Annotated in this window: 17 protein-coding genes and 1 pseudogene; 10 read left to right on the top strand and 8 right to left on the bottom strand. The window is 71.9% G+C overall.

The genetic code is table 11. The features are described 5' to 3' along the window. Positions 1–84: 84 nt before the first annotated feature. Positions 85–2,454 (bottom strand): annotated as a pseudogene (locus tag AB0J36_RS26210) (DNA topoisomerase IV subunit A); the annotation flags it as partial. A gap of 32 nt (positions 2,455–2,486) precedes the next feature. Next, on the bottom strand, positions 2,487–4,544 hold the full coding sequence (locus tag AB0J36_RS26205) for a DNA topoisomerase IV subunit B (protein ID WP_363661211.1): 2,058 nt from the start codon (positions 4,542–4,544) through the stop codon (positions 2,487–2,489). A gap of 245 nt (positions 4,545–4,789) precedes the next feature. On the opposite strand from AB0J36_RS26205, the gene AB0J36_RS26200 reads away from it, so the two are divergent. Together AB0J36_RS26200 and AB0J36_RS26195 are read left to right on the top strand one after the other, a co-directional pair. Then, entirely contained in the window at positions 4,790–5,470 is a 681-nt protein-coding gene (locus tag AB0J36_RS26200) for a hypothetical protein (protein WP_363661210.1), read from the top strand. 173 nt (positions 5,471–5,643) lie between these two features. Beyond that, positions 5,644–6,900, top strand: coding sequence for a hypothetical protein (locus AB0J36_RS26195; protein ID WP_363661209.1), 1,257 nt, complete (start codon positions 5,644–5,646; stop codon positions 6,898–6,900). A gap of 53 nt (positions 6,901–6,953) precedes the next feature. On the opposite strand, the gene AB0J36_RS26190 is transcribed toward AB0J36_RS26195, so the two are convergent. Continuing rightward, positions 6,954–7,124, bottom strand: a complete 171-nt coding sequence (locus AB0J36_RS26190) for a hypothetical protein (RefSeq protein WP_355050353.1) — start codon at positions 7,122–7,124, stop codon at positions 6,954–6,956. Between the two features lie 186 nt (positions 7,125–7,310). Here AB0J36_RS26190 and AB0J36_RS26185 point away from each other — a divergent pair, with 186 nt between their 5' ends. Then, a complete protein-coding gene (locus AB0J36_RS26185; RefSeq protein ID WP_357120151.1) occupies positions 7,311–7,940 on the top strand; it encodes a hypothetical protein in 630 nt (209 codons plus the stop codon). A gap of 187 nt (positions 7,941–8,127) precedes the next feature. Next, positions 8,128–8,493, top strand: coding sequence for a hypothetical protein (locus AB0J36_RS26180; protein ID WP_363661208.1), 366 nt, complete (start codon positions 8,128–8,130; stop codon positions 8,491–8,493). 52 nt (positions 8,494–8,545) lie between these two features. Here the strand turns inward: AB0J36_RS26180 and AB0J36_RS26175 are convergent, their stop codons facing one another. After that, entirely contained in the window at positions 8,546–9,493 is a 948-nt protein-coding gene (locus AB0J36_RS26175; RefSeq protein ID WP_363661207.1) for a DUF72 domain-containing protein, read from the bottom strand. Between the two features lie 132 nt (positions 9,494–9,625). On the opposite strand from AB0J36_RS26175, the gene AB0J36_RS26170 reads away from it, so the two are divergent. Beyond that, positions 9,626–10,129 (top strand): DinB family protein, encoded by a 504-nt coding sequence (locus AB0J36_RS26170; protein WP_357120160.1) that lies wholly within the window; start codon positions 9,626–9,628, stop codon positions 10,127–10,129. Positions 10,130–10,231: 102 nt separating this feature from the next. Further along, positions 10,232–10,513 (top strand): hypothetical protein, encoded by a 282-nt coding sequence (locus tag AB0J36_RS26165; protein ID WP_357120163.1) that lies wholly within the window; start codon positions 10,232–10,234, stop codon positions 10,511–10,513. On the opposite strand, the gene AB0J36_RS26160 is transcribed toward AB0J36_RS26165, so the two are convergent. Further along, positions 10,482–12,554: a glycogen debranching N-terminal domain-containing protein gene (locus AB0J36_RS26160; RefSeq protein WP_357396800.1), complete on the bottom strand. Its 2,073-nt coding sequence runs from the start codon at positions 12,552–12,554 to the stop codon at positions 10,482–10,484. The two genes, AB0J36_RS26165 and AB0J36_RS26160, sit on opposite strands and share 32 nt — an antisense overlap. Beyond that, the gene (locus AB0J36_RS26155) at positions 12,551–12,976 is read right to left on the bottom strand and encodes an SCP2 sterol-binding domain-containing protein (RefSeq protein WP_357120169.1); all 426 of its coding nucleotides are present in this window, start codon (positions 12,974–12,976) and stop codon (positions 12,551–12,553) included. The genes AB0J36_RS26160 and AB0J36_RS26155 overlap by 4 nt, the downstream gene beginning before the upstream one ends. A 258-nt stretch (positions 12,977–13,234) precedes the next feature. On the opposite strand from AB0J36_RS26155, the gene AB0J36_RS26150 reads away from it, so the two are divergent. Beyond that, positions 13,235–14,281, top strand: coding sequence for an NAD(P)-dependent alcohol dehydrogenase (locus AB0J36_RS26150; RefSeq protein ID WP_357120172.1), 1,047 nt, complete (start codon positions 13,235–13,237; stop codon positions 14,279–14,281). A 19-nt stretch (positions 14,282–14,300) separates the two neighbouring features. Here the strand turns inward: AB0J36_RS26150 and AB0J36_RS26145 are convergent, their stop codons facing one another. Then, positions 14,301–14,810, bottom strand: a complete 510-nt coding sequence (locus tag AB0J36_RS26145; protein ID WP_357171536.1) for a DUF664 domain-containing protein — start codon at positions 14,808–14,810, stop codon at positions 14,301–14,303. A gap of 78 nt (positions 14,811–14,888) precedes the next feature. On the opposite strand from AB0J36_RS26145, the gene AB0J36_RS26140 reads away from it, so the two are divergent. Next, positions 14,889–15,404, top strand: coding sequence for a 2'-5' RNA ligase family protein (locus tag AB0J36_RS26140; protein WP_357171535.1), 516 nt, complete (start codon positions 14,889–14,891; stop codon positions 15,402–15,404). Between the two features lie 203 nt (positions 15,405–15,607). Then, entirely contained in the window at positions 15,608–15,793 is a 186-nt protein-coding gene (locus tag AB0J36_RS26135) for a hypothetical protein (RefSeq protein WP_357120179.1), read from the top strand. Between the two features lie 7 nt (positions 15,794–15,800). Here AB0J36_RS26135 and corA read toward each other — a convergent pair whose 3' ends face one another. Then, on the bottom strand, positions 15,801–16,931 hold the full coding sequence (gene corA / locus AB0J36_RS26130) for a magnesium/cobalt transporter CorA (RefSeq protein ID WP_357120182.1): 1,131 nt from the start codon (positions 16,929–16,931) through the stop codon (positions 15,801–15,803). A gap of 134 nt (positions 16,932–17,065) precedes the next feature. On the opposite strand from corA, the gene AB0J36_RS26125 reads away from it, so the two are divergent. Then, on the top strand, positions 17,066–19,072 hold the full coding sequence (locus tag AB0J36_RS26125; protein WP_357120185.1) for an amino acid transporter: 2,007 nt from the start codon (positions 17,066–17,068) through the stop codon (positions 19,070–19,072). Positions 19,073–19,096: the final 24 nt, after the last annotated feature.

Below are 19,096 nucleotides of genomic sequence, written 5' to 3'. Positions count from 1 at the left end.
CGCGTCCGTACCCATCACGTCATGCTCCCGTCTCGTCGTGTCCCGTCACACCTATGACGGGTGCGGGCACGAGAACTCATCACCCGCGCCGACCGGGCGCGGCCCCACCCAGGCCACGGCGACGTCCGTCTCACCCTTGAGGAACCGGTGGGCACGCACGCCGCCGGTCGCCCGGCCCTTCGCCGGGTACGCCTGAAACGGCGTGACCTTGACCGTCGCTCCGGTGGAGGTGACCACCATCGGCTCGCCGTGACCCGGATCGTCGGTGCGTACCGCGCCGAAGAAGACCACCCGCGCCCCGGCCGGCAGGCTGATGCCGGCCATGCCACCGCCCTTGAGGCCCTGCGGGCGCACCACTGAAGCCGCGAAGCGCAGCAACGACGCCTCCGAGGTCACGAACGTCAGCGTCTCGGTGTTGTCGGTCAGCCAGGTCGCCCCGACCACCTCGTCACCGTCCCGCAGGCCGATCACCTCGAACTCGTCGGACCGCACCGGCCACTCCGGGGCGCAGATCTTGACCACGCCCTGCCGGGTGCCCAGCGCCAGCCCGGCTGAGGCGTCGGCGGCGCCGGCGAGCGGGGCCAGACCGACGACGGTCTCCCCCGCCTCCAGCGGCACCAACTCGGCCGCGGACATGCCGCCGCGCAGCGACACCGTGCCGGCCTGCTCGGGCAGCACCGGTAGCGGCAGTACGTCGATCTTGAAGGCGCGACCCGCGCTGGTTACCAGCAGCACCCGGCCACGGGCCGTGGAGTGCACGATCGCGCGTACCGTGTCGTGCTTGACCCGGCCGTTGCGCCGACGCCCCTCGGCGCTCTCCTCCGACTCGGCCGCGGTCCGGGCGACCAGCCCGGTCGCCGAGAGGATCACCTGGCACGGGTCGTCCGCGACCTCCAGCGGGCCGGCCGGCGCGGACGCCGCCAGCACCTCCTTCAGGTCACCGTCGACAAGGGTCGTACGCCGTTCGGTACTGAACTGCTTGACCACGGCCGCCAGCTCGTCGGAGACCAGCTTCTTGAGCACCCGCTCATCGTCGAGGATCGTGGACAGCTCGGCGATCTCACCGCGCAGCCGGTCCTGCTCGGCCTCCAGCTCAATCCGGTCGAATTTCGTGAGGCGGCGCAGCGGCGTGTCCAGGATGTAGGTGGCCTGGATGTCGGAGAGGCCGAACTGGCTCATCAGAGCGTCCTTGGCCGCCTGCGCGTCGTCGCTGCCACGGATCAGACGGACCACCCGGTCGATGTCGAGCAGCGCGATCAGCAGACCGTCGACCAGGTGCAGGCGCTCTTCGCGCTTACGGCGGCGGTAGGAGCTGCGCCGGGTGACCACCTCGTACCGGTGGGCGAGGAAGACCTCCAAAAGCGCCTTCAACCCGAGGGTACGGGGCTGACCGTCGACCAGCACGAGGTTGTTGACGCCGAACGACTGCTCCAACGGGGTCAACCGGTACAGGTCGGCGAGGAGCGCCTGCGGGTTGACCCCCACCTTGCACTCGACCACGAGGCGGGTGCCGCTCTCGCGGTCGGTGAGGTCCTTGACGTCCGCGATGCCGGTCAGCCGCTTGGTCTTGGTGACCTCGTTGGTGATCGCCGCGATGACCTTCTCCGCGCCGACGCCGTAGGGCAGCTCGACCACGGTGATGGCCTGGCGGCCCCGGCTGCCCTCGATCGGGCCGATCTCCACCTTGCCGCGCATCCGCACCACGCCGCGCCCGGTCTCGTACGCCCGGCGCACCTCGTCGAGGCCGAGCAGCACGCCACCGGTGGGCAGGTCGGGGCCGGGGACGAACTCCATGAGCTTGTCCAGGGTGGCGTCCGGGTGGTTGATCAGCCAACGGGCCGCGGAGACCACCTCGGCGAGGTTGTGCGGGATCATGTTGGTGGCCATCCCGACCGCGATCCCGGACGCGCCGTTGACCAGCAGGTTCGGGAAGGCCGCCGGCAGCACGGTCGGCTGCGTCAACGACCCGTCGTAGTTGGGCTCGACGTCGACCGTGTCCTCGCCCAGCTCACCGACGAGCAGCATGGCCTCGCGGGACATCCGGGCTTCGGTGTAGCGGCTGGCGGCCGGGCCGTCGTCCGGAGATCCAAAATTTCCATGTCCGTCGATGAGCGGCACGTTGAGCGAGAAGTCCTGCGCCAGGCGGACCATGGCGTCGTAGATCGCCGTGTCGCCGTGCGGATGATACTTTCCCATCGCATCCCCGACAATTCGGGCGGACTTCACGTGCCCTCGGTCGGGGCGGTAGCCCTGCTCGTACATCGACCAGAGGATCCGCCGGTGCACCGGCTTGAGGCCGTCGCGGGCGTCCGGCAGGGCACGGGAGTGGATGACCGAGAAGGCGTACTCCAGGTAGGAGTCGGAGACCTCGGTGACCAGCGGATTGTCGAAGACCCGCGCGCCGGCCTGGTCGAACGAGGAGAGGTCGACCTTGTTGTCCTTGCGGCGTGCCATGACTCAGCTCTCCACTCGAATGAAACGTCGGCTCATGCGTCGATCGCCTCCCGGTCGACCCGGTCGGCGGAGTCGATCAGCCAGTTGCGGCGCGGCTCGACCTTCTCGCCCATCAGCAGTTCGAGGATGCGCTCGGCGGCGTCCACGTCGTCGAGGGTGATCCGGCGGACCGCGCGGGTGGCCGGGTTCATCGTGGTCTCCCACAGCTCGTCGGCGTCCATCTCACCGAGGCCCTTGAAGCGCGGGATGGGCGTGACGATCTGCTTGCCGGCCTTTTCCAGCTTGCGGACCGTCGCCTCCATCTCGGCCTGGGTGTAGGTGTAGACGGTCTGCGGGTTCCGCCCCTTGGTGGTGATCTTGTGCAGGGGCGGCATCGCGGCGTAGAGCCGGCCGGCCTCGATCAACGGCCGCATGTAGCGGGCGAAGAGGGTGATCAGCAGCGTACGGATGTGCGCGCCGTCCACGTCGGCGTCGGCCATGATCAGTACGCGGCCGTAGCGCAGCGCGGACAGGTCGAACGACCGCCCCGAACCCGCACCGAGCACCTGCACGATCGCCGCGCACTCGGCATTGTCCAGCACCTGCTGCAGGTTGGCCTTCTGCACGTTGAGGATCTTGCCCCGGATCGGCAGCAACGCCTGGTATTCCGACGAACGGGCCATCCGGCTCGTGCCGAGGGCGCTGTCACCCTCCACGATGAACAGCTCGCTACGGTCGATGCCCGTGGCGCGGCAGTCGACCAGTTTCGGCGGCATGGACGCGCCCTCCAGGGCGGTCTTGCGCCGGGCGGCGTCCTTCTGCTGCTTCTGGGTGAGCCGCACCCGCGCCGCGTCGACGATCTTCTGCAGGACGACGCGCGCCTCGGCCTTGGTGCGCCGGTCCTCCAGCCAGGCCTTGACGTGCGCGTCGACGAGGCTCTGGATGACCTTGGTGATGCCGGTGGTCGACAGCTCGTCCTTGGTCTGCGAGGTGAACTGCGGCTCGGGAAGCCGCACGTGCACCACGGCGGTCATCCCCTCCAGGACGTCGTCCAGGGTGGGCGGCTCCTCCTTGGCCTTGAGCAGGCCGCGGGTGTTGCGGACGGCGTCGGCGAGGGTGCGCACCAGGGCCCGCTCGAAGCCCTTGCGGTGGGTGCCGCCGTGGGCGTTGCGGATGGTGTTGGTGAAGCACTCGAGGGTGCGCTCGTAGCCGGTGCCCCAGCGGAACGCCACCTCGACCTCGGCGCGGCGCTGCACGTTGGACTGCATGACGCCGTTGGCGTCGGCGGCGTTCTCCCGGTACGTCCCCTCGCCGTTGACCAGCAGGATGCCGGAGACCGGCCGGTCGCCGGCCGGCGCGAGGAACTCGACCATGTCGCTGAGCCCGTTGGGGTAGTGGAACCGCTCCTCGACGGGCGCCTCACCGGTCAGGTCGCGCAGCAGGTACGTCACGCCGGGGACCAGGAACGCCGTGTTGCGCAGCTTCATCCGGACCGCGTCGACGTCCAGCGCCGCGCCGGTCTCGAAGTAGCGCGCGTCGTGCCACCAGCGGATGGAGGTGCCGGTGCGCTGGCCGCGCTTCATCGCCCCGGTCACCTGGAGCCCCGGTCCGGCGGTGAAGGGCGCGTCCGGCCCGGCGCCGTCGAAGATCCCGGGTACGCCGTGCCGGAACGACATGGCGTGGATCTTGCCGGCGCGGCGGACGGTCACGTCGAACCGACGGGACAGCGCGTTGACCGCCGAGGCGCCAACGCCGTGCAGGCCGCCGGAGGTCTTGTAGCCGGAGCCGCCGAACTTGCCGCCCGCGTGCAGGCGGGTCAGCACCAACTCGACGCCGGAGATGCCGGATTTGGCGTGCACGTCGGTGGGGATGCCCCGGCCGTCGTCGTCGACCTGGACCGAGCCGTCGGGGTGCAGGATCACCTCGACGTGGCTGGCGTGGCCGGCGACGCCCTCGTCAGTGGAGTTGTCGAGGATCTCGTTGACGAGGTGACCCACGCCACGGCTGTCGGTGGAACCGATGTACATGCCGGGCCGCTTGCGAACGGCGTCCAGCCCCTCAAGGTGGGTGAGGTCATCGGCCCCGTACAGGGTGTCAGGCTCTGCGGTCAACTGGTCGTACTCCCCGGTCTCGGCGGTGTGGTGCGGCGTCCCAACTGTGGGTCGGCCGGCGCGCGCCGCAGCGAGCCTAGCCCGAGACTGAGACAACTCCCGGAGCACCTACGCGACCCGCCGTGCTCGGCCCGACGAACGTGAGCCACCGAACAGCCGCACGGTGAGCAGGGGACCACGCAGAGATACCCACCTCGGTACGATTCCTCACTTGCGGGGACGACGGACGCGGGGAGGCGGCCGGGGTGGACGACACGACACGCGACGCCCTGCGGCGCTCGGTCGGTACGCGTGCCCGGCGTTGGCTGCTCGCGGGCACCCTCCTGGCGGGGCTGCTCACCGCCGTGGCGCTCGTCGCGACCGCGGCGCCCGCCGATCGGACGTTCGTCGACCTGTCGGGTGCGGTCCAGAGTCTGCTGTCGGTGGCGACGCCACTGTTCGGCATCCTGCTCGCGCACGATCCGCGCCGGGAGTCCGGCGGTGTCGTCCCGACGGCGCTCGGAGTGCTGCTGCCGGCCGTCGTGATCGGGGTGGCCGGTGTGGTGATCTGCGCCGCGACGCTGGCGCTGAGCCCGGCCGACGGGGCGGCTGACCCGTGGCGGCATGCCGGCACGGTCGCGGTGGGCAGCGTGCTGGTGCAGGTGGTCGCCGGTCTGGTCGGCACCGGGCTCGGTCTGCTGCTGCGCTCGCGGGTGGTCGCGTTCCTCGCCACGATCGTCCTCCCGCTGGGCCTGTTCGGGCTGTTGGACGCCGTCGACGCGCTGCGTCCGGCGCTGCCGTGGCTCACCCCGTTCGGCAGCGTCCGCAACCTGCTCTCCGGGGAGATGAGCGTGCTGCGGTGGGCGCAGTGGCTGTGCGTACTCCTGATCTGGGGTGTTGGTCTGAACGCGCTCGGCGCGGCCGTGCGCGGCCGGCGTCACCCCTGACGTAGCCGACGGTCCGGCGTTCATCGCCCGTCCAGAGTGGGCGCCCACCGCTGCGCCGACATCCACGTGTCGATCGTCGAAAGATTCTGTTACGGGCCATTGACGCCCGTTGCACGGGGGTGATCTGATCGCGCTCTCAGAGAATCTTTCATCTTTCGATGGATGGGAGCCCCATGCCCAGGTTCCGCCGCACCGCGCTCGCCGCGGCACTCACGATCGTCACGGCCGCGCTGTCGACCGCCATCGCGCTGCCCGCCCCAGCGACCGCCGCGCTGCCCACCGCAGCCGTGGCGCTCGGCGACAGCTTCATCAGCGGGGAGGGCGCCGGCGCGTACACGCCGGTGGTCGACGCCAACGGGGTCACCCAGGGCTTCCCCGGCTGGTCCGCCCCGAACAACAACGCGTACTTCTGCCACCGGTCGGCCAACGCCTCGCTGAACCAGGCGAACCTGCCGGGCATCCAGAACCGGTTCAACCTGGCCTGCTCCGGCGGCCAGCCGCACGACATCGCGACCGCCTCGCAGGCCCGGACCAACGGCCGTACGGTGGCCGCGCAGCTCGACCAGCTCCGTGCCGTCGCGCAGACCCAGGACATCGACCTGGTGCTGATCGGCCTTGGTTCCAACAACAGCTCGTTCACCTTCGGCAGCGTCGCGGAGACGTGCGCCAACCGGTTCATCGCCGACGCCTGGACCGGCTGGTGGGAGTTCTGGGCGTACCTGAACGGTCCGGTCGAGCAGAAGCCGTGCAGCGACGCCGACCTGGCCACCGCCGCGCAGCTCAGCGCCGCGACCGCGGAGACCACCGCCGCCGTACGCCAGATCCTCACCACCCTCGACCAGGTGGACGCGGACGGACAGCACCGGGTGGTGTTCCAGGACTACACCAACCCGCTGCCGCAGGAGCTGAACGCGGCGTTCCACGAGGAGGACGGCCGCGACGACACCCGGGACAAGTTCCGTGACCTCGGCGCCGAGCGGTACGCGGCCGGCTGCCCGATCCACCGGGCCAGCCTCGCCCCCGGGCACCGCTTCTCGCAGGGACTCGGCGGCATCGTGAAGTCCACCCGGGACACCCTGGCCGCCGAGTTCCCCAACGACGATCTGGTCTATCTGAACGTGCAGCGGGCCTTCGACGGCGCGCGGCTGTGCGAGTCGACGTCCAGCCCGGCCGGCGCGCTGGCCACCCCGATCCGGTTGCAGGACGGCGCCACGGGCACCTTCGTGACGAGCCTCGCCGGTAAGGACAAGATCGCCATCCAGCGGATCGCCAACACCTGCGTCAGCTACTTCCAGACGTGCCAGGAGTCGTGGCACCCCAACGCCACCGGACACCAGGTGCTCGGCCAGTGCCTCGCCGGCGCCGCCGTCACCGCCGCCCGCGCGGTGTCGTGTGTCCGTGCGAGCAACGGGGCGATCTCGGTCTCCTGACCGGTCTCGCCACCGGAGGCCCCGTCATCCGACGGGGCCTCCGTCGTGTCGACTCAGTCCTCCTGCTCGACCGGCGTCCGTTCGCCGTCGCGCTCCACCTCGATCGGCGCGTGGTCCTTGCGCGGCGCGACCTCGGCGGTGGTGCGGTGCGGATCGTTGTCCGGGTGCATGAGCACCGCGTCGGTCTTGGGGGTCTTCTCGCGGACCTCGTCCGGCTGCGACATGCCGTTCCCCTCTCCGTCGGCGTCCGCCTGACCTACCCACCGCCGCGCCGACGACTCCTCGGCGAAGACGGTTCGGCCCCCGAAGCCCGAATGTCCCCGTCGCGGGGATCGACCGGCGGACGACGGGGTTAGCCGTCCGGGCGACGGGTAAGCCGCCTCGCCCGACACGGCGGAAGGGGATCACACATGTCCGAACGACACACCGCACTGCGCTCGATGCACGATCTGGGTCTGGCGGCCTGGTTCGGCGGCTCCCTCATGGGTGCCTTCGGCGTCAACGGCGCGGCAGCGAAGATCAACGACTCGACCCAGCGGCTCCCGGTCGCCTCGGCCGGATGGTCCAAGTGGACACCGGTCAACGCGGCCGCGATCGGCGCGCACCTCGCCGGCGCGGTCGGCGAACTGGTCACCGAGAGCCCGCGGGTGGCGGCCCAGCGTGGAGTTGGCCGCGCCAGCGCCATCAAGACGGCGCTGACGATCGGCGCGCTGGCCGTCACCGGCTACAGCCGGTTGGTCGGTATGCGGTTGGAGAAGGCGGGCGGACCGCCGGTGAGCGGCGCCACCGAGCCCAACCACCAGACACCGGCCAGCGTCGCCTCATCGCAGCGGCAGATGAAGCTGCTCCAGTGGGCGATCCCGGCGCTGACCGGATCGCTGGTCGTGGTCACCGCGTACATGGGTGAGCAGCAGAAGCCCGGTCAGGTGCTGCGGGGCCTGATGAGCCGTGCCGGCGGGATGCGCAGCGCCCCGATGGGCCTGGCCAAGATCGGCATGAGCGTCGGCGGCAAGCGCCAGATGGCGATGGCCGGACGCTGAGCGTCGGGCCGGCCGGGGCCCCGCCGGACCGTCGACGGCGGGACGCCGGCCGGCCCTGCGCCGCGCGGCACTTCGGGGTGGGCACGGGTCGCACCGGCGCCGGCCCACCCCGCGCCCACGCCCGGTGGACAGGACCGGGAGGGGCAACCCGTCCGTCGACAGCGGCGGACCGACCGAAGAGGTGGCCATGACGGCACACGAGGGACGCGGCGGTGACCGGCTCGAACCGGAGGCGACCAACCCGTGGGGAACCAGCGACGGCCTCGACGCCGACGCGCCCTGGGGCGCGGGCGACGACTCCCCGATGGACGAGGGCAGCGAGGAGACGGCGGTGCCCGAGGGGCGGCGCGGTGAACGGCGGGCGGGCTTGCCGGACGGGCAGAGCGGCCCGGCCGGACGGCACGGCTTCGGCTCGGTCGAGCCCACCCGCACCACGATGGCGGGGCCGGGCGCGCCGCCCGATCCCGCGCCCAGCGGACGGACGTTCCCCGACGAGGCGGAGGTCACCGAGCGGTCCCAGGACGCGCTGCGCAGCCGGGGTCGCCGCTCCTGAACGCCGGCGCTGCCCGCAGGCCCGGACGGTGGGCACGCGCGAAGGCCGTCGGTCAGCCGCGCGACGCCGCGACGGCCGGACCGTCGGACGTCCGACGCGGCCCGACGGGCACCGGTGTGTCGCCGAGCATCGTCTCGGCGAGCAGCTGCGCCAGCCGCGTCGCGTCCCGCTGGGCCTGCCCGGCGCAGCAGTTGTTGAACAGGACGTGCAGGTCGTCGACGTCCTCGGCCAACCCGGCCAGCCGTTCCGCCCAGGCGCGTAGCTCCTGCTCGGCGTACGCGTAGCGGAACTTGTCCTGCTTGTCGCCGTCGCGCCACGCGTCACTGTGGCCGTGGAAACGGACGATCGCCGGCTCAGCCGTCCGCACCAGGATCGGCGGCACCGACGAGGGGTGCCCCTGCGGCATGTCGACGCAGACCAGTGAGAGGTCGTGCGCGCGCAGCAGATCCAGGGTCGCGGTCGTGGCCGCGCCGTCGAACCAGGACCCGTGCCGCAGCTCCACCGCCACCCGCCACGGCCGGCAGCGCTGCGCCAGCTCCACGATGCGCCGCTCGGCGGCGGCGCTTCGGGCCAGCCAGGGCGGAAACTGCAGGAGGACAGTGCCCAACTTGCCGGCGGCCGCGATCGGGGCCAGCGCCGCCCGGAAGCGGGACCACAGCTCCTCGTACGCCTGCTCGGGCAGGTCGCGGCGACGGACCCGGCCGGCGCCGGCGGTCGGCCGCAGGTCGCGTGGCAGCGCGGCGACCGGCGTGGGATGCCCGGTGAAGAGGCTGAACGCCTTGACGTCGAAGGTGAAGTCGTCGGGCGTGGCGTCGACCCAGCCCTGTGTCGTCTCCGGGACCGGGACGGCGTAGTAGGAGGTGTCCACCTCGACGAGCGGGAACCGGCCCGCGTAGAAGGCCAGCCGGCCGGCCGGCGTGTTGGCCGAGCGGGGATACCAGCCCGAGCGCAGCAGCGACTGGTCCGCCCAGGACGACGTGCCCACCTTGATGACACCCATGTCATTCAGTGGACAGTCCCGCACCGCGATCGGCAACCGCTGACGCCCGATGCCCACGTCGTGTCCGACCTGGAAGTGTCGGTGCCCGGTCCTAGGCTGCGGGCCGACGGACTTCGAGGAGAGGGCGACACCATGACCAGCACCGCGCAGCTCACCGGGGAACGGGCCGACCTGTTGCAGACGCTGCGCCGGCACCGGGGCTTCCTCCTGCAGACCGTCGACGGTCTGACCGACGAGCAGGCCGGCACCCGCAGCACCGTGAGCGAGCTCTGCCCCGGCGGGCTGATCAAGCACGTCGCGACCACCGAGGAGCGGTGGATGCTGTTCGCCGTGGGTGGCGCCGAGGAGATGCAGCGGACCGAGATCGACTGGGTCGGCCAGTTCCAGATGTCGCCGGGCGAGACCCTGGCCGGGCTGGTCGAGCGGTTCCAGGCGGTGGCCGCGCACACCGACGAGCTGATCGCCACCCTCGACCTGGACGCGGCGCACCCGCTGCCGCAGGCGCCCTGGTTCGAGCCGGGCGCGAGTTGGACGGTGCGTCGGGTCCTGCTGCACCTGATCGCCGAGACGTCCCAGCACGCCGGGCACGCCGACATCCTGCGGGAGGCGATCGACGGGGCGAAGACCATGGGCTGACCCGCGATCCGGCGGTCACCGGCCCGCGTGCACGTCGTGTTCCTCGTCCCCCGCGCGAGCGGATGTGACATCGCCCGCCAGAGCGGCGCTGAGGGACACGAGATGAACGCGGACCGGATGGACGGCGAGACCGCCGAGCAGCTGCTCGGCGGTCTTCCCGTCGACGAGTCCGCCGGCACGCATCCGGTCGGGCTGCTGCTGACGGCGGCCCGCGCCGCTGCGCGGCCCGGCGAGCTGGCCGGTCTGGGCAGCGCCGTGCGGGGCTTCCGCCAGGCCCAGGCACACCGCCACCGGTCTCCCCCGGCCCAGCGGGACGCGCCCGTGCAGGAGCAGGGCTCGACGGCTGCCGATCTCAGGACCGGAACGGGGACGTCGGGGGCCTGACCGGCTGGGTGGAGCGCTCGCCGGCGTACGCGTCGGTGCGGCCCCAGCGCCCGGGAACGCCGAGCAGGTCGACACGGCCGAACCCCGCGGGCAGAGCGGGCCTGACCAACAGGTCCTCACCGGTGGGTCGCAGACCCAGCAGGGTGCCGAGCAACATCAGCAGGCCTCCCGAGGACCACGACTTCGGGCGTCCGGCCGACGGCAACTGGACCGGATACTTCGTCAAGCTCCGTTCGTAGCCGGCGATCAGCTCGGGTACCGCCCCGCCGAGCGTCTGGGCCAGGTCGAAGATGCCCTTCGCGATCCGGGCCGCGTGCGCGTCGAACCGGTAGTGCCGCAGCCCGGCGGCGATCAGGGCGTTGTCCGACGGCCACACCGCCCCCAGGTGCGACCCCACCGGGTTGTACGGGCGCTGACCGGCGGCGTACGTCCGCACGCCCCAGCCGTTGAAGAGCTGGGGCCCCAGGAGGTGCTCGGCGACCGCCTCGGCCCGATCGTCCGCGACGATCCCGCTCCACAGCAGGTGCCCGATGTTTGACGACAGGGCGTCGACCGGTTCGCCGTACGGGTCCAGCGCCAGCGCGTAGTACTCCCGGTGGGGCAGCCAGAAGTCCCGGTTGAACCGCTCCTTCAGCGCCGTGGCCTCCCGGTCGAGACGGTCGGCGTACTCCGGGTCGCCCCAGAACTCGCGGGCCAGCCGGGCGCCGCGCCGCTTCGCGTCGTACGCGTAACCCTGCAACTCACAGGTGGCGCGGGGGAACTCGGGCAGCCGTCCCTGCGCGTCGATGATCGCGTCCGAGGAGTCCTTCCAGGACTGGTTGACCGCGCCGACGCGCTCATTGCGGCGCTGGTAGCGCACGTAGCCGTCGCCGGTCATGTCGCCGTACTCGTCGATCCAGTCCAGCGCCATCCGGGCCGGCTGGCGCAGCTCGCGGACGAGCTGGGCGTCACCGGACCAGCGCTCGTACTCGTCGAGCAGCACCACGAACAACGGGGTGATGTCCGCGGCGGCGTAGTACACCGCGCTCGGTCGCTCACCGAAGACGCTCGACTCGCCGTAACGGAGCTCAGAGACGATCTTGCCGGGCTCCTCCTCGCGTTCGTCGTCGAGGTGCCCGCCCTGCAGCAGGGCCAGCATCCGCAGCGTGGCCGGCGTCAACTCCGGGGTGAAGGCCAGCGTCTCCAGGCAGGTGATGATGCTGTCCCGCCCCAGGAAGGCCATCGACCACGGGAGGCCGGCGACCGGCACGCGCTCGGCGGTCGACAGTGGCCGGTACCGCAGCGCGGCCAGGTCGGCGAGGCTCCCCCGGTACATCTCCTCCAGGCCCCCGCGCTCGGCCACCAACCGCGGCGCACGGTCCAGCCAGGCCGCCAGGTCCTCCCGCATCCCGGTGCGGACGGCCCGCTGGTGCGCATGGAGGCTGGCGCGCATGTCCTGGCCGCCCTCCCCGACGACGGTCAGGACGACGTGCAGGTCGGTCTCCCAGCGCCCGTGCGGGGGGATGCGGATCCGGAACGTCATCCCGCCCTCGTCGACGTCGACCGCGGCGGTGCTGCTGACCGTCGTCTCCCGGACGAACCGCTGCCGCTCGTAGCGCAGGGTGAGCCGTTGGCGCGCGGAGTCGACGTCGACCCGTACGTCCCGCCACCGCAGGTTCCCGATCTCGGTGATGTCGGCGAAGTCGCTGCCCATCTCCATCCGTACGGTCAGCTCGGCGGGCTGCGGCGAGTGGTTCAGCACGGTGATCTTCTCGTGGAAGCAATCGTGGACCGAGCGGTGCCGGATGATCGACAGGTCGGCGTCGACGTAGTGGCTCGCGGCGCCGGGCACCAGGAAGAACCGGGTCTCGAAGTACGTCATGTCGTCCCGGGAGAGGGCGTTGATCCGCTCGCCGTCGACGGTCAGCACCCAGTGCGAGAGGAAGCGCGTGTCGAACGCGAAGAGCCCGACGGGCGCCTGCGGATCCACCTCGACGTCACCCTGGGCGTCGCTGATGGCGAACACGTTGCCGGCGAGGACGTGCACGAGCTCCTGCCTCATGGCCGGCCGTCCGGCCCGCCGGTCGCCGCCCGCCCGGCCGGCGCGCTCCGCCGGGCCAACGCGGCCCGCCCCAGCTCGCGCGGGTGCCGGGCGCCCCTCGGCCCTGGCAGGACACGCCGCAGCACCAGCAGCAGCCGCATGTCGCCCCGCAGCGTCAGCTCGTTGCGCAGCAGCGCCGTGCCCGGGGGCAGGTCACCGTTGACCAACTCGTCGAAGACCGCCCGGGGCGCGCGGACGACCAGGTCGGCGTCGTCGGCCGAGCGGCTGACCCGGATGTGCTGGTCCGCCACGGTCAGGTACCAGTGCTCGGTGTACCCGTCGTCGCGCAGGTCCAGCCGGAGCGTCCCGGCCATCGTCTCGGGCAGGTCGAAAGGCCGGCCCGTCTCCAGGTGCTCCAGGTAGCTCGTCGCCGTCGTGCCCATCACATCCCCTCCCGCATCCCCGCAGAGTCCCTCGCGCCAGGGTGATCGGGAGTCACCCGAATCGGGTGAACCCGCGAGCTCCGCGCCCCCGCGATCTTGCACTTTCGGTGGTGACATATCGGTCGAGAGAACGCGAATCGACAGCAGAAACTGCAAGATCGCGCGGGGACTCGGGGGCGGGGAGGGTTGGGTTTGTTTGGCACGGGGGGTGGTGGGCAGGCAGCGACGCCAGGACGGCGACGGCAAGGGGGGGTCGACATGCGGGCGCTGCGGCTGCGGGAGTGGAAGTCGACACCGGAGCTGGTCGAGGTTCCCGAGCCGACGCCAGGTCCAGGTCAGGTGGTGGTACGGATCGGAGGCGCGGGTGCCTGCCACTCGGATCTGCACCTGATGGACGAGTTCGAGCCGGGCGCGATGCCGTGGAATCCGCCGTTCACCCTCGGGCATGAGAACGCGGGCTGGGTACACACACTCGGCGACGGGGTCTCCGGGTTGACGGTGGGGCAGCCCGTGGCGGTGTTCGGCTCGTGGGGGTGCGGCACCTGCGCCCGGTGCCGCCTCGGCATCGACCCGTACTGCGAGAACCCGGCCGGCGCGCCGGTGCCGAGCGGAGGTGGTGGGCTGGGCCTGGACGGCGGGATGGCCGAGTACCAGTTGGTCCCGGACGCGCGGCATCTCGTGCCGCTGCCGAACGGGCTCGACCCGGTGCACGCCGCCCCGCTGACCGACGCGGGTCTCACCCCGTACCACGCCATCCGGCGGTCCTGGCCGAACCTGCCGCCGGGCAGCACCGCCGTCGTGATCGGCGTCGGGGGGCTGGGACACGTCGGCGTGCAGATCCTCAAGGCGACCACGGCCGCGCGGGTGATCGCCGTGGACACCCGCGCCGAGGCGCTCGACCTGGCGCGGCAGTACGGCGCCGACCGCACAGTCACCCCGGGCCCCGAGGCCACCGAGGAGATCCGGCGGGCCACCGGTGGGCGGGGCGCCGACGTGGTGCTGGACTTCGTCGGCAGCGACGCCACCCTGACGCTCGGCGCGGCGGTGGCCCGCACCGTGGGTGATCTCACGATCGTGGGCATCGGTGGGGGCACGCTGGGAGTCTCGTTCTTCTCCGTGCCGTACGAGGTGAGCATCGCGACGACGTACTGGGGGAGCCGGCCCGAACTGGTGGAGGTGCTGGACCTCGGCGCGCGGGGCCTGGTCCGGCCGAAGATCACCACGTTCGCGTTGGAGGACGCGCTTGACGCGTACCGGCAGATGCGCGACGGGACGCTCGAAGGCCGGGCGGTGATCGTGCCGTGAGCCCGGCAGACGCCGGGCGTCAGCCGCGCTCGAGCAGGCCCCGGACGTAGGCGGCCTGGCCGGCATGCTGCGCGTCGTCGTCGGCGATGCTGACCAGCCGCACGCCGAGGCTGACCGGCGGGTCCCACGACTCGTCGACGATGCGGTCCAGGTCCGCCGGGCGCAAGCCGGCGAGAAACGATCGGGTACGCGCCGCGACCGCGCCGTAGTAGTCGACGAGCGCCTGCGCGCTCTCCGGCCGTACCCCTGCGACCTGGGCGGGCGTGTGACCGTAGCCGGTGTCGTGCGGGTCGGCGACGAGCCCGAAGCGCCCCGCCCAGTCGCCACCGGTCCAGATCTGCTCGGCGTCGAGCAGGTCGGCGACGTGGTGGTCCTGGACGCGGGTCAGGTGCCAGACGAGCCAGCCGATCGAGTTGGCCCCCTCGGCGGGCGCCCAGCGCAGCTGCTCCGGCGTGAGGCCGTCGACCGCCGCGCGGACGAGGTCGGGCAGCCGGTCGTACGTCTCGGTCAGCAGGTCACTCACGTCCACGGGTACGCCTCCTGGTGGGTCTTGGATCACCGTACCGCCGGCCACCGACGGCCGAACCTCGGCCGCTACCGTGATCACGTGGTCGCCGCGCTGGAGCTGTATCTGGACCCGGACGCCACGCGGCGGATCCGGGTGCTGTGGGACGCCTTGGAGGCCGAGGGTGTGCAGAGCATGCGCTCGCTGCTCCAGCAGCGTCACCGCCCGCACGTGTCCCTCGCGGTGGCGCCCCGTTTCGACCCGGAGCGGGTGGCCGAGGCGCTGAGCGGAACGGTCGTGGCGGCTCCGCTGCGCCTCGACTTCCAGCACGCCGGGCAGTTTGTCGGTCGGGTGCTGTGGCTCGGTCCGACGCCGACGGCGGAACTGCTGGCGCATCACCGGCTGGTGCACGGCCGACTCGCCGCCGCCGGTATCGAACTGGTCGAGCACTACCAGCCGGGGCGCTGGGTGCCGCACTGCACGCTGTCCATGCGGGTGCCGAACACGTTGATGGCCGCCGCGGTGCGCCGCTGTCTGGAGGTGCTGCCGCTGACGGCGACCGTGGTCGGCGCGGCGCTCACCGACCACGCCCGTGGTATCGCCCACCCGCTGCGCTGAGCAGGCCCGGCCGCCGGGCAAGTTGTCCGGTTTGGCGGGCCTGAGTCGGGAAACCGAAAACAGGGGGTGCGGACGCGGCCCGACGTGGGATGGTTCGACGTGGATGCCGTACCGGTGGCGACCCGCGTGCGCGGGTCGCCCGGCCGGGCGCGCGGGGCACACCGCGTCGCCCGCGACGGCTTCGACGACGAGAGGCAGGGCCCATGCAGGCTCAGCGCAGGCCACCGCGGAGCGAGCGGAGCCAGACCAAGCACGACCGCACCGGCGGTGGCCTGACCGGTGCCGCCACCCCGCTGACCATCTGGGCCGCCGCCGTGCTGCTCGGTCGCATCGGCGCCGGCGACGACGACCTCGAGGACGAGCGGCACATCCTGCGCGGCATCGAGTGAGCGTCGTTCACAGCCAGCCGCGGCGCTTGAAGACCAGGTAGAGGGTGCCGCAGACCAGCACCATGAGCAGGAGCGCGAACAGGTAGCCGAAGCGCCAGTTCAACTCGGGCATGTGCACGAAGTTCATCCCGTACACCGTGCCGATCAGGGTGGGGGCGAACAGGATCGCGGCCCACGAGGAGACCTTCTTCAACTCCTCGTTCTGCGCGTAGCTGGCGGCCGTGAGGCTGCGCATCTCCTCGTTCTGCTGCTGCGAGACCAGCGTGGCGTTGACGGTGAGGATGTTCTGCAGCAGGTGCCGGAACCCGTCCACCCGCTCCACCACCTGGGTGAGGTGGTCGATGACGTCACGCAGGTAGCGGCGCAGCTCCTCGTCGGTGCCGTAGCTGCCGGCGCCGGCCGCCAGGGAGTCGAGCATGCCCAGCAGTGGGCGGGCGGCCCGCTGGAACTCGATGACCTCCCGGCTGAGCCCGTAGATGCGCCGGCTGGCGTTCGGGTCACCACCGAACACCTGGGTCTCGATCTCGTCGATGTCGTTCTCCAACCCGGCGACCACCGGCGCGTACCCGTCGACGACCTGGTCCAGGATCGCGTACAGCACCGCCTCGGGGCCCCGGGCGAGCATCGGCGCGTCGGCCTCCATGCGACGTCGTACCGCGGCCAGGTCGGGCGCCTCTCCGTGCCGGACCGTGACCACGAAACCGGGCCCGATGAACAGGTGCAGCTCGGAGAACTCCACCTCCTCCCGCAGGTCGTCGTAGCGGGCGGCGCGCAGCACCACGAAGAGGGTGTGCCCGTACCGTTCCAGCTTGGGCCGCTGGTGCGCGTTGATCGCGTCCTCAACCGCCAGGTCGTGCAGACGAAACTCGCGCGCCAACGAGGAGATCTGGTCGATGTCGGGGCGGTACAACCCGATCCAGGCCATCGCGTGGTCCTGCGTCTGCAGGCAGGCGTACGTCTCGGCGAGACCGGCCGGTGAGGCGAACCGGTGTCCGCGGATGTAGACCGCGCTGTCCACCAGACGGCCGGTGGACGGGCTCCCCGGCTGTGCGGGCGGGACGGCCCCGACCCGGGCCTCGTGCTCGTCGAGCTGACGGCCGAAGCCGTCGCCCCGGCGGAAGCGGCGGCCACCAACCACGAGCCCGCTCCCCTCCCGGCGCTGCCCGGCCCGGGGTTCGGGACGGGGGCGCTGCTTCCCCGGTGCTTACGACCCGAAACCCGGGGCCCCGGGCCGGTGCACGCGACGGACGGTTTCCGCACACCGCCGGACGGATGGCGACCACACGGCGGATACTCGCGGTGACCATGGGCGGGACGGGGGTGACGCCGGTGGAGGTGAACAGGCGTGCCGGCCGGCGGACCGACCGGGTACGGCGCTGGCTGCTCGCCGACGAGTCGCAGCAGCCCGTGCCGCAGGGCCCCGGCGGTCGCCCACCCGAGCAGCGCCACCACCCGTGGTGGAAGGTGATGTGCCTGACCGGCGTCGACTACTTCTCGACGCTGGGCTACCAGCCGGGGATCGCGGCGCTGGCGGCGGGGGCGCTCTCGCCGGTGGCGACCCTGGTGCTGGTGCTGGTGACGCTGCTGGGCGCGCTGCCCGTCTACCGGCGGGTGGCGGTGGAGAGCCCGCACGGCGAGGGTTCGATCGCGATGCTCGTACGCCTGCTCAGCTACTGGCCGGGCAAGCTGTTCGTGCTGGTGCTGCTGGGCTTCGCGGCCACCGACTTCATCATCACCATCACCCTGTCCGCGGCCGACGCGACCGCCCACCTCGACGAGAACCCGTTCCTGCCCAGCGGCCTCAAGGGTCACGAGGTGGTCATCACGCTGCTGCTGGTGGCGCTGCTCGGCGCGGTGTTCCTCAAGGGGTTCGGCGAGGCCATCGGGATCGCCGTCGTCCTGGTCGCGGTCTACCTGACGCTGAACGCGGTGGTGATCGCCGACGCGCTGTGGCGGGTGGTGAGCCACCCGAGCGCGGTCGGGGACTGGACGAACGCCCTGACCACCGGACACGGGGATCCCCTGCTGGTGGTCGGGCTGTCCCTGCTCGTGTTCCCGAAGCTGGCGCTGGGTCTGTCCGGTTTCGAGACCGGGGTGGCGGTGATGCCGCACATCCGAGGGGACCGCCAAGACTCGGAGGACCGGCCGTTGGGCCGCATCCGGGGCGCGCGGCGGCTGCTCACCACGGCCGCCGCGACGATGAGCGTCTTCCTGATCACCAGCAGCGTGACCACCACCGTGCTGATCCCGCCCGAGGCCTTCCGGCCTGGCGGGGCCGCCAACGGCCGGGCACTGGCCTACCTGGCCCACCAGCATCTCGGCGGGGTGTTCGGCACCGTCTACGACCTCTCCACCATCGCGATCCTCTGGTTCGCGGGGGCGTCCGCGATGGCCGGGCTGCTGAACCTCGTACCCCGGTATCTGCCCCGCTACGGCATGGCGCCGACGTGGGCTCGCGCGGTCCGGCCGCTGGTCCTGGTGTTCACCGGCGTGGCGTTCCTCATCACGATCATTTTCTCCGCCAGCGTCGACGCGCAGGGCGGCGCGTACGCCACCGGGGTTCTGGTGTTGATCACCTCGGCGGCGACGGCCGTGACGCTCGCGGCGCGGCGGCGGCGTCAGCGCGGTCGCGCGGTCGCGTTCGGGGTCATCACGGTGGCGTTCGTCTACACCACCGTGGCGAACGTGGCAGAGCGGCCCGACGGCGTGAAGATCGCCGCCTGCTTCATCGGCGCGATGATCCTGGTGTCGGCGCTGTCGCGGGTGTCGCGGGCGTTCGAGCTGCGGGTCGACCGCGTCCAGCTCGACGAGCTGGCGAGCGCGATGATCGACGAGCGCTCCGGACGTCGCATCCGCCTGGTCGCGCACGAGCCGGAGCGCCGCGACCTCGCGGAGTACCGCGACAAGCTGGCCCAGACCATGGCGGACAACGACTTCCCCGACGACAGCGACGTGATCTTCGTCGAGGTCCGGGTCACCGATCCGTCGGACTTCGAGACGGGGTTGCTGGTACGCGGCAGCGTGGCGCACGACCGTTTCCCGGTGCTCAGCCTGGCCAGCTCCTCGGTGCCGAACGCGCTGGCCGCGCTGCTGCTGGAGATCCGCGACCGCAGCACGCGCCGCCCCCACATCTACTTCGAGTGGACCGAGGGCGGCCCGGCCCGCAACGTGCTGCGTTACCTGGCGTTCGGGCAGGGCGAGATCGTCTCGGTCACCCGGGAGATCCTGCGCCGCCAGGAGCCGGACCGGACGCGCCGGCCCCACGTGCACGCCGGCTGACCGGCTCGCCGAGCGCGGGTCGCG

The organism is Micromonospora sp. NPDC049662, assembly GCF_040675055.1.
Taxonomy (GTDB): Bacteria; Actinomycetota; Actinomycetes; order Mycobacteriales; family Micromonosporaceae; genus Micromonospora.
The sequence above is the reverse complement of the archived record's forward strand: the minus strand, read 5'-3'. Positions and strand labels throughout refer to the sequence as shown.

Excerpts from the sequence above, each read along its gene's own strand:
- AB0J36_RS26195 (WP_363661209.1), top strand. The coding sequence starts at position 5,644 with ATGCCCAGGTTCCGCCGCACCGCGCTCGCCGCGGCACTCACGATCGTC.
- AB0J36_RS26190 (WP_355050353.1), bottom strand. The coding sequence starts at position 7,124 with ATGTCGCAGCCGGACGAGGTCCGCGAGAAGACCCCCAAGACCGACGCG.
- AB0J36_RS26185 (WP_357120151.1), top strand. The coding sequence starts at position 7,311 with ATGTCCGAACGACACACCGCACTGCGCTCGATGCACGATCTGGGTCTG.
- AB0J36_RS26180 (WP_363661208.1), top strand. The coding sequence starts at position 8,128 with ATGACGGCACACGAGGGACGCGGCGGTGACCGGCTCGAACCGGAGGCG.
- AB0J36_RS26175 (WP_363661207.1), bottom strand. The coding sequence starts at position 9,493 with ATGGGTGTCATCAAGGTGGGCACGTCGTCCTGGGCGGACCAGTCGCTG.
- AB0J36_RS26170 (WP_357120160.1), top strand. The coding sequence starts at position 9,626 with ATGACCAGCACCGCGCAGCTCACCGGGGAACGGGCCGACCTGTTGCAG.
- AB0J36_RS26165 (WP_357120163.1), top strand. The coding sequence starts at position 10,232 with ATGAACGCGGACCGGATGGACGGCGAGACCGCCGAGCAGCTGCTCGGC.
- AB0J36_RS26160 (WP_357396800.1), bottom strand. The coding sequence starts at position 12,554 with ATGAGGCAGGAGCTCGTGCACGTCCTCGCCGGCAACGTGTTCGCCATC.
- AB0J36_RS26155 (WP_357120169.1), bottom strand. The coding sequence starts at position 12,976 with ATGGGCACGACGGCGACGAGCTACCTGGAGCACCTGGAGACGGGCCGG.
- AB0J36_RS26150 (WP_357120172.1), top strand. The coding sequence starts at position 13,235 with ATGCGGGCGCTGCGGCTGCGGGAGTGGAAGTCGACACCGGAGCTGGTC.
- AB0J36_RS26135 (WP_357120179.1), top strand. The coding sequence starts at position 15,608 with ATGCAGGCTCAGCGCAGGCCACCGCGGAGCGAGCGGAGCCAGACCAAG.
- AB0J36_RS26125 (WP_357120185.1), top strand. The coding sequence starts at position 17,066 with ATGGCGACCACACGGCGGATACTCGCGGTGACCATGGGCGGGACGGGG.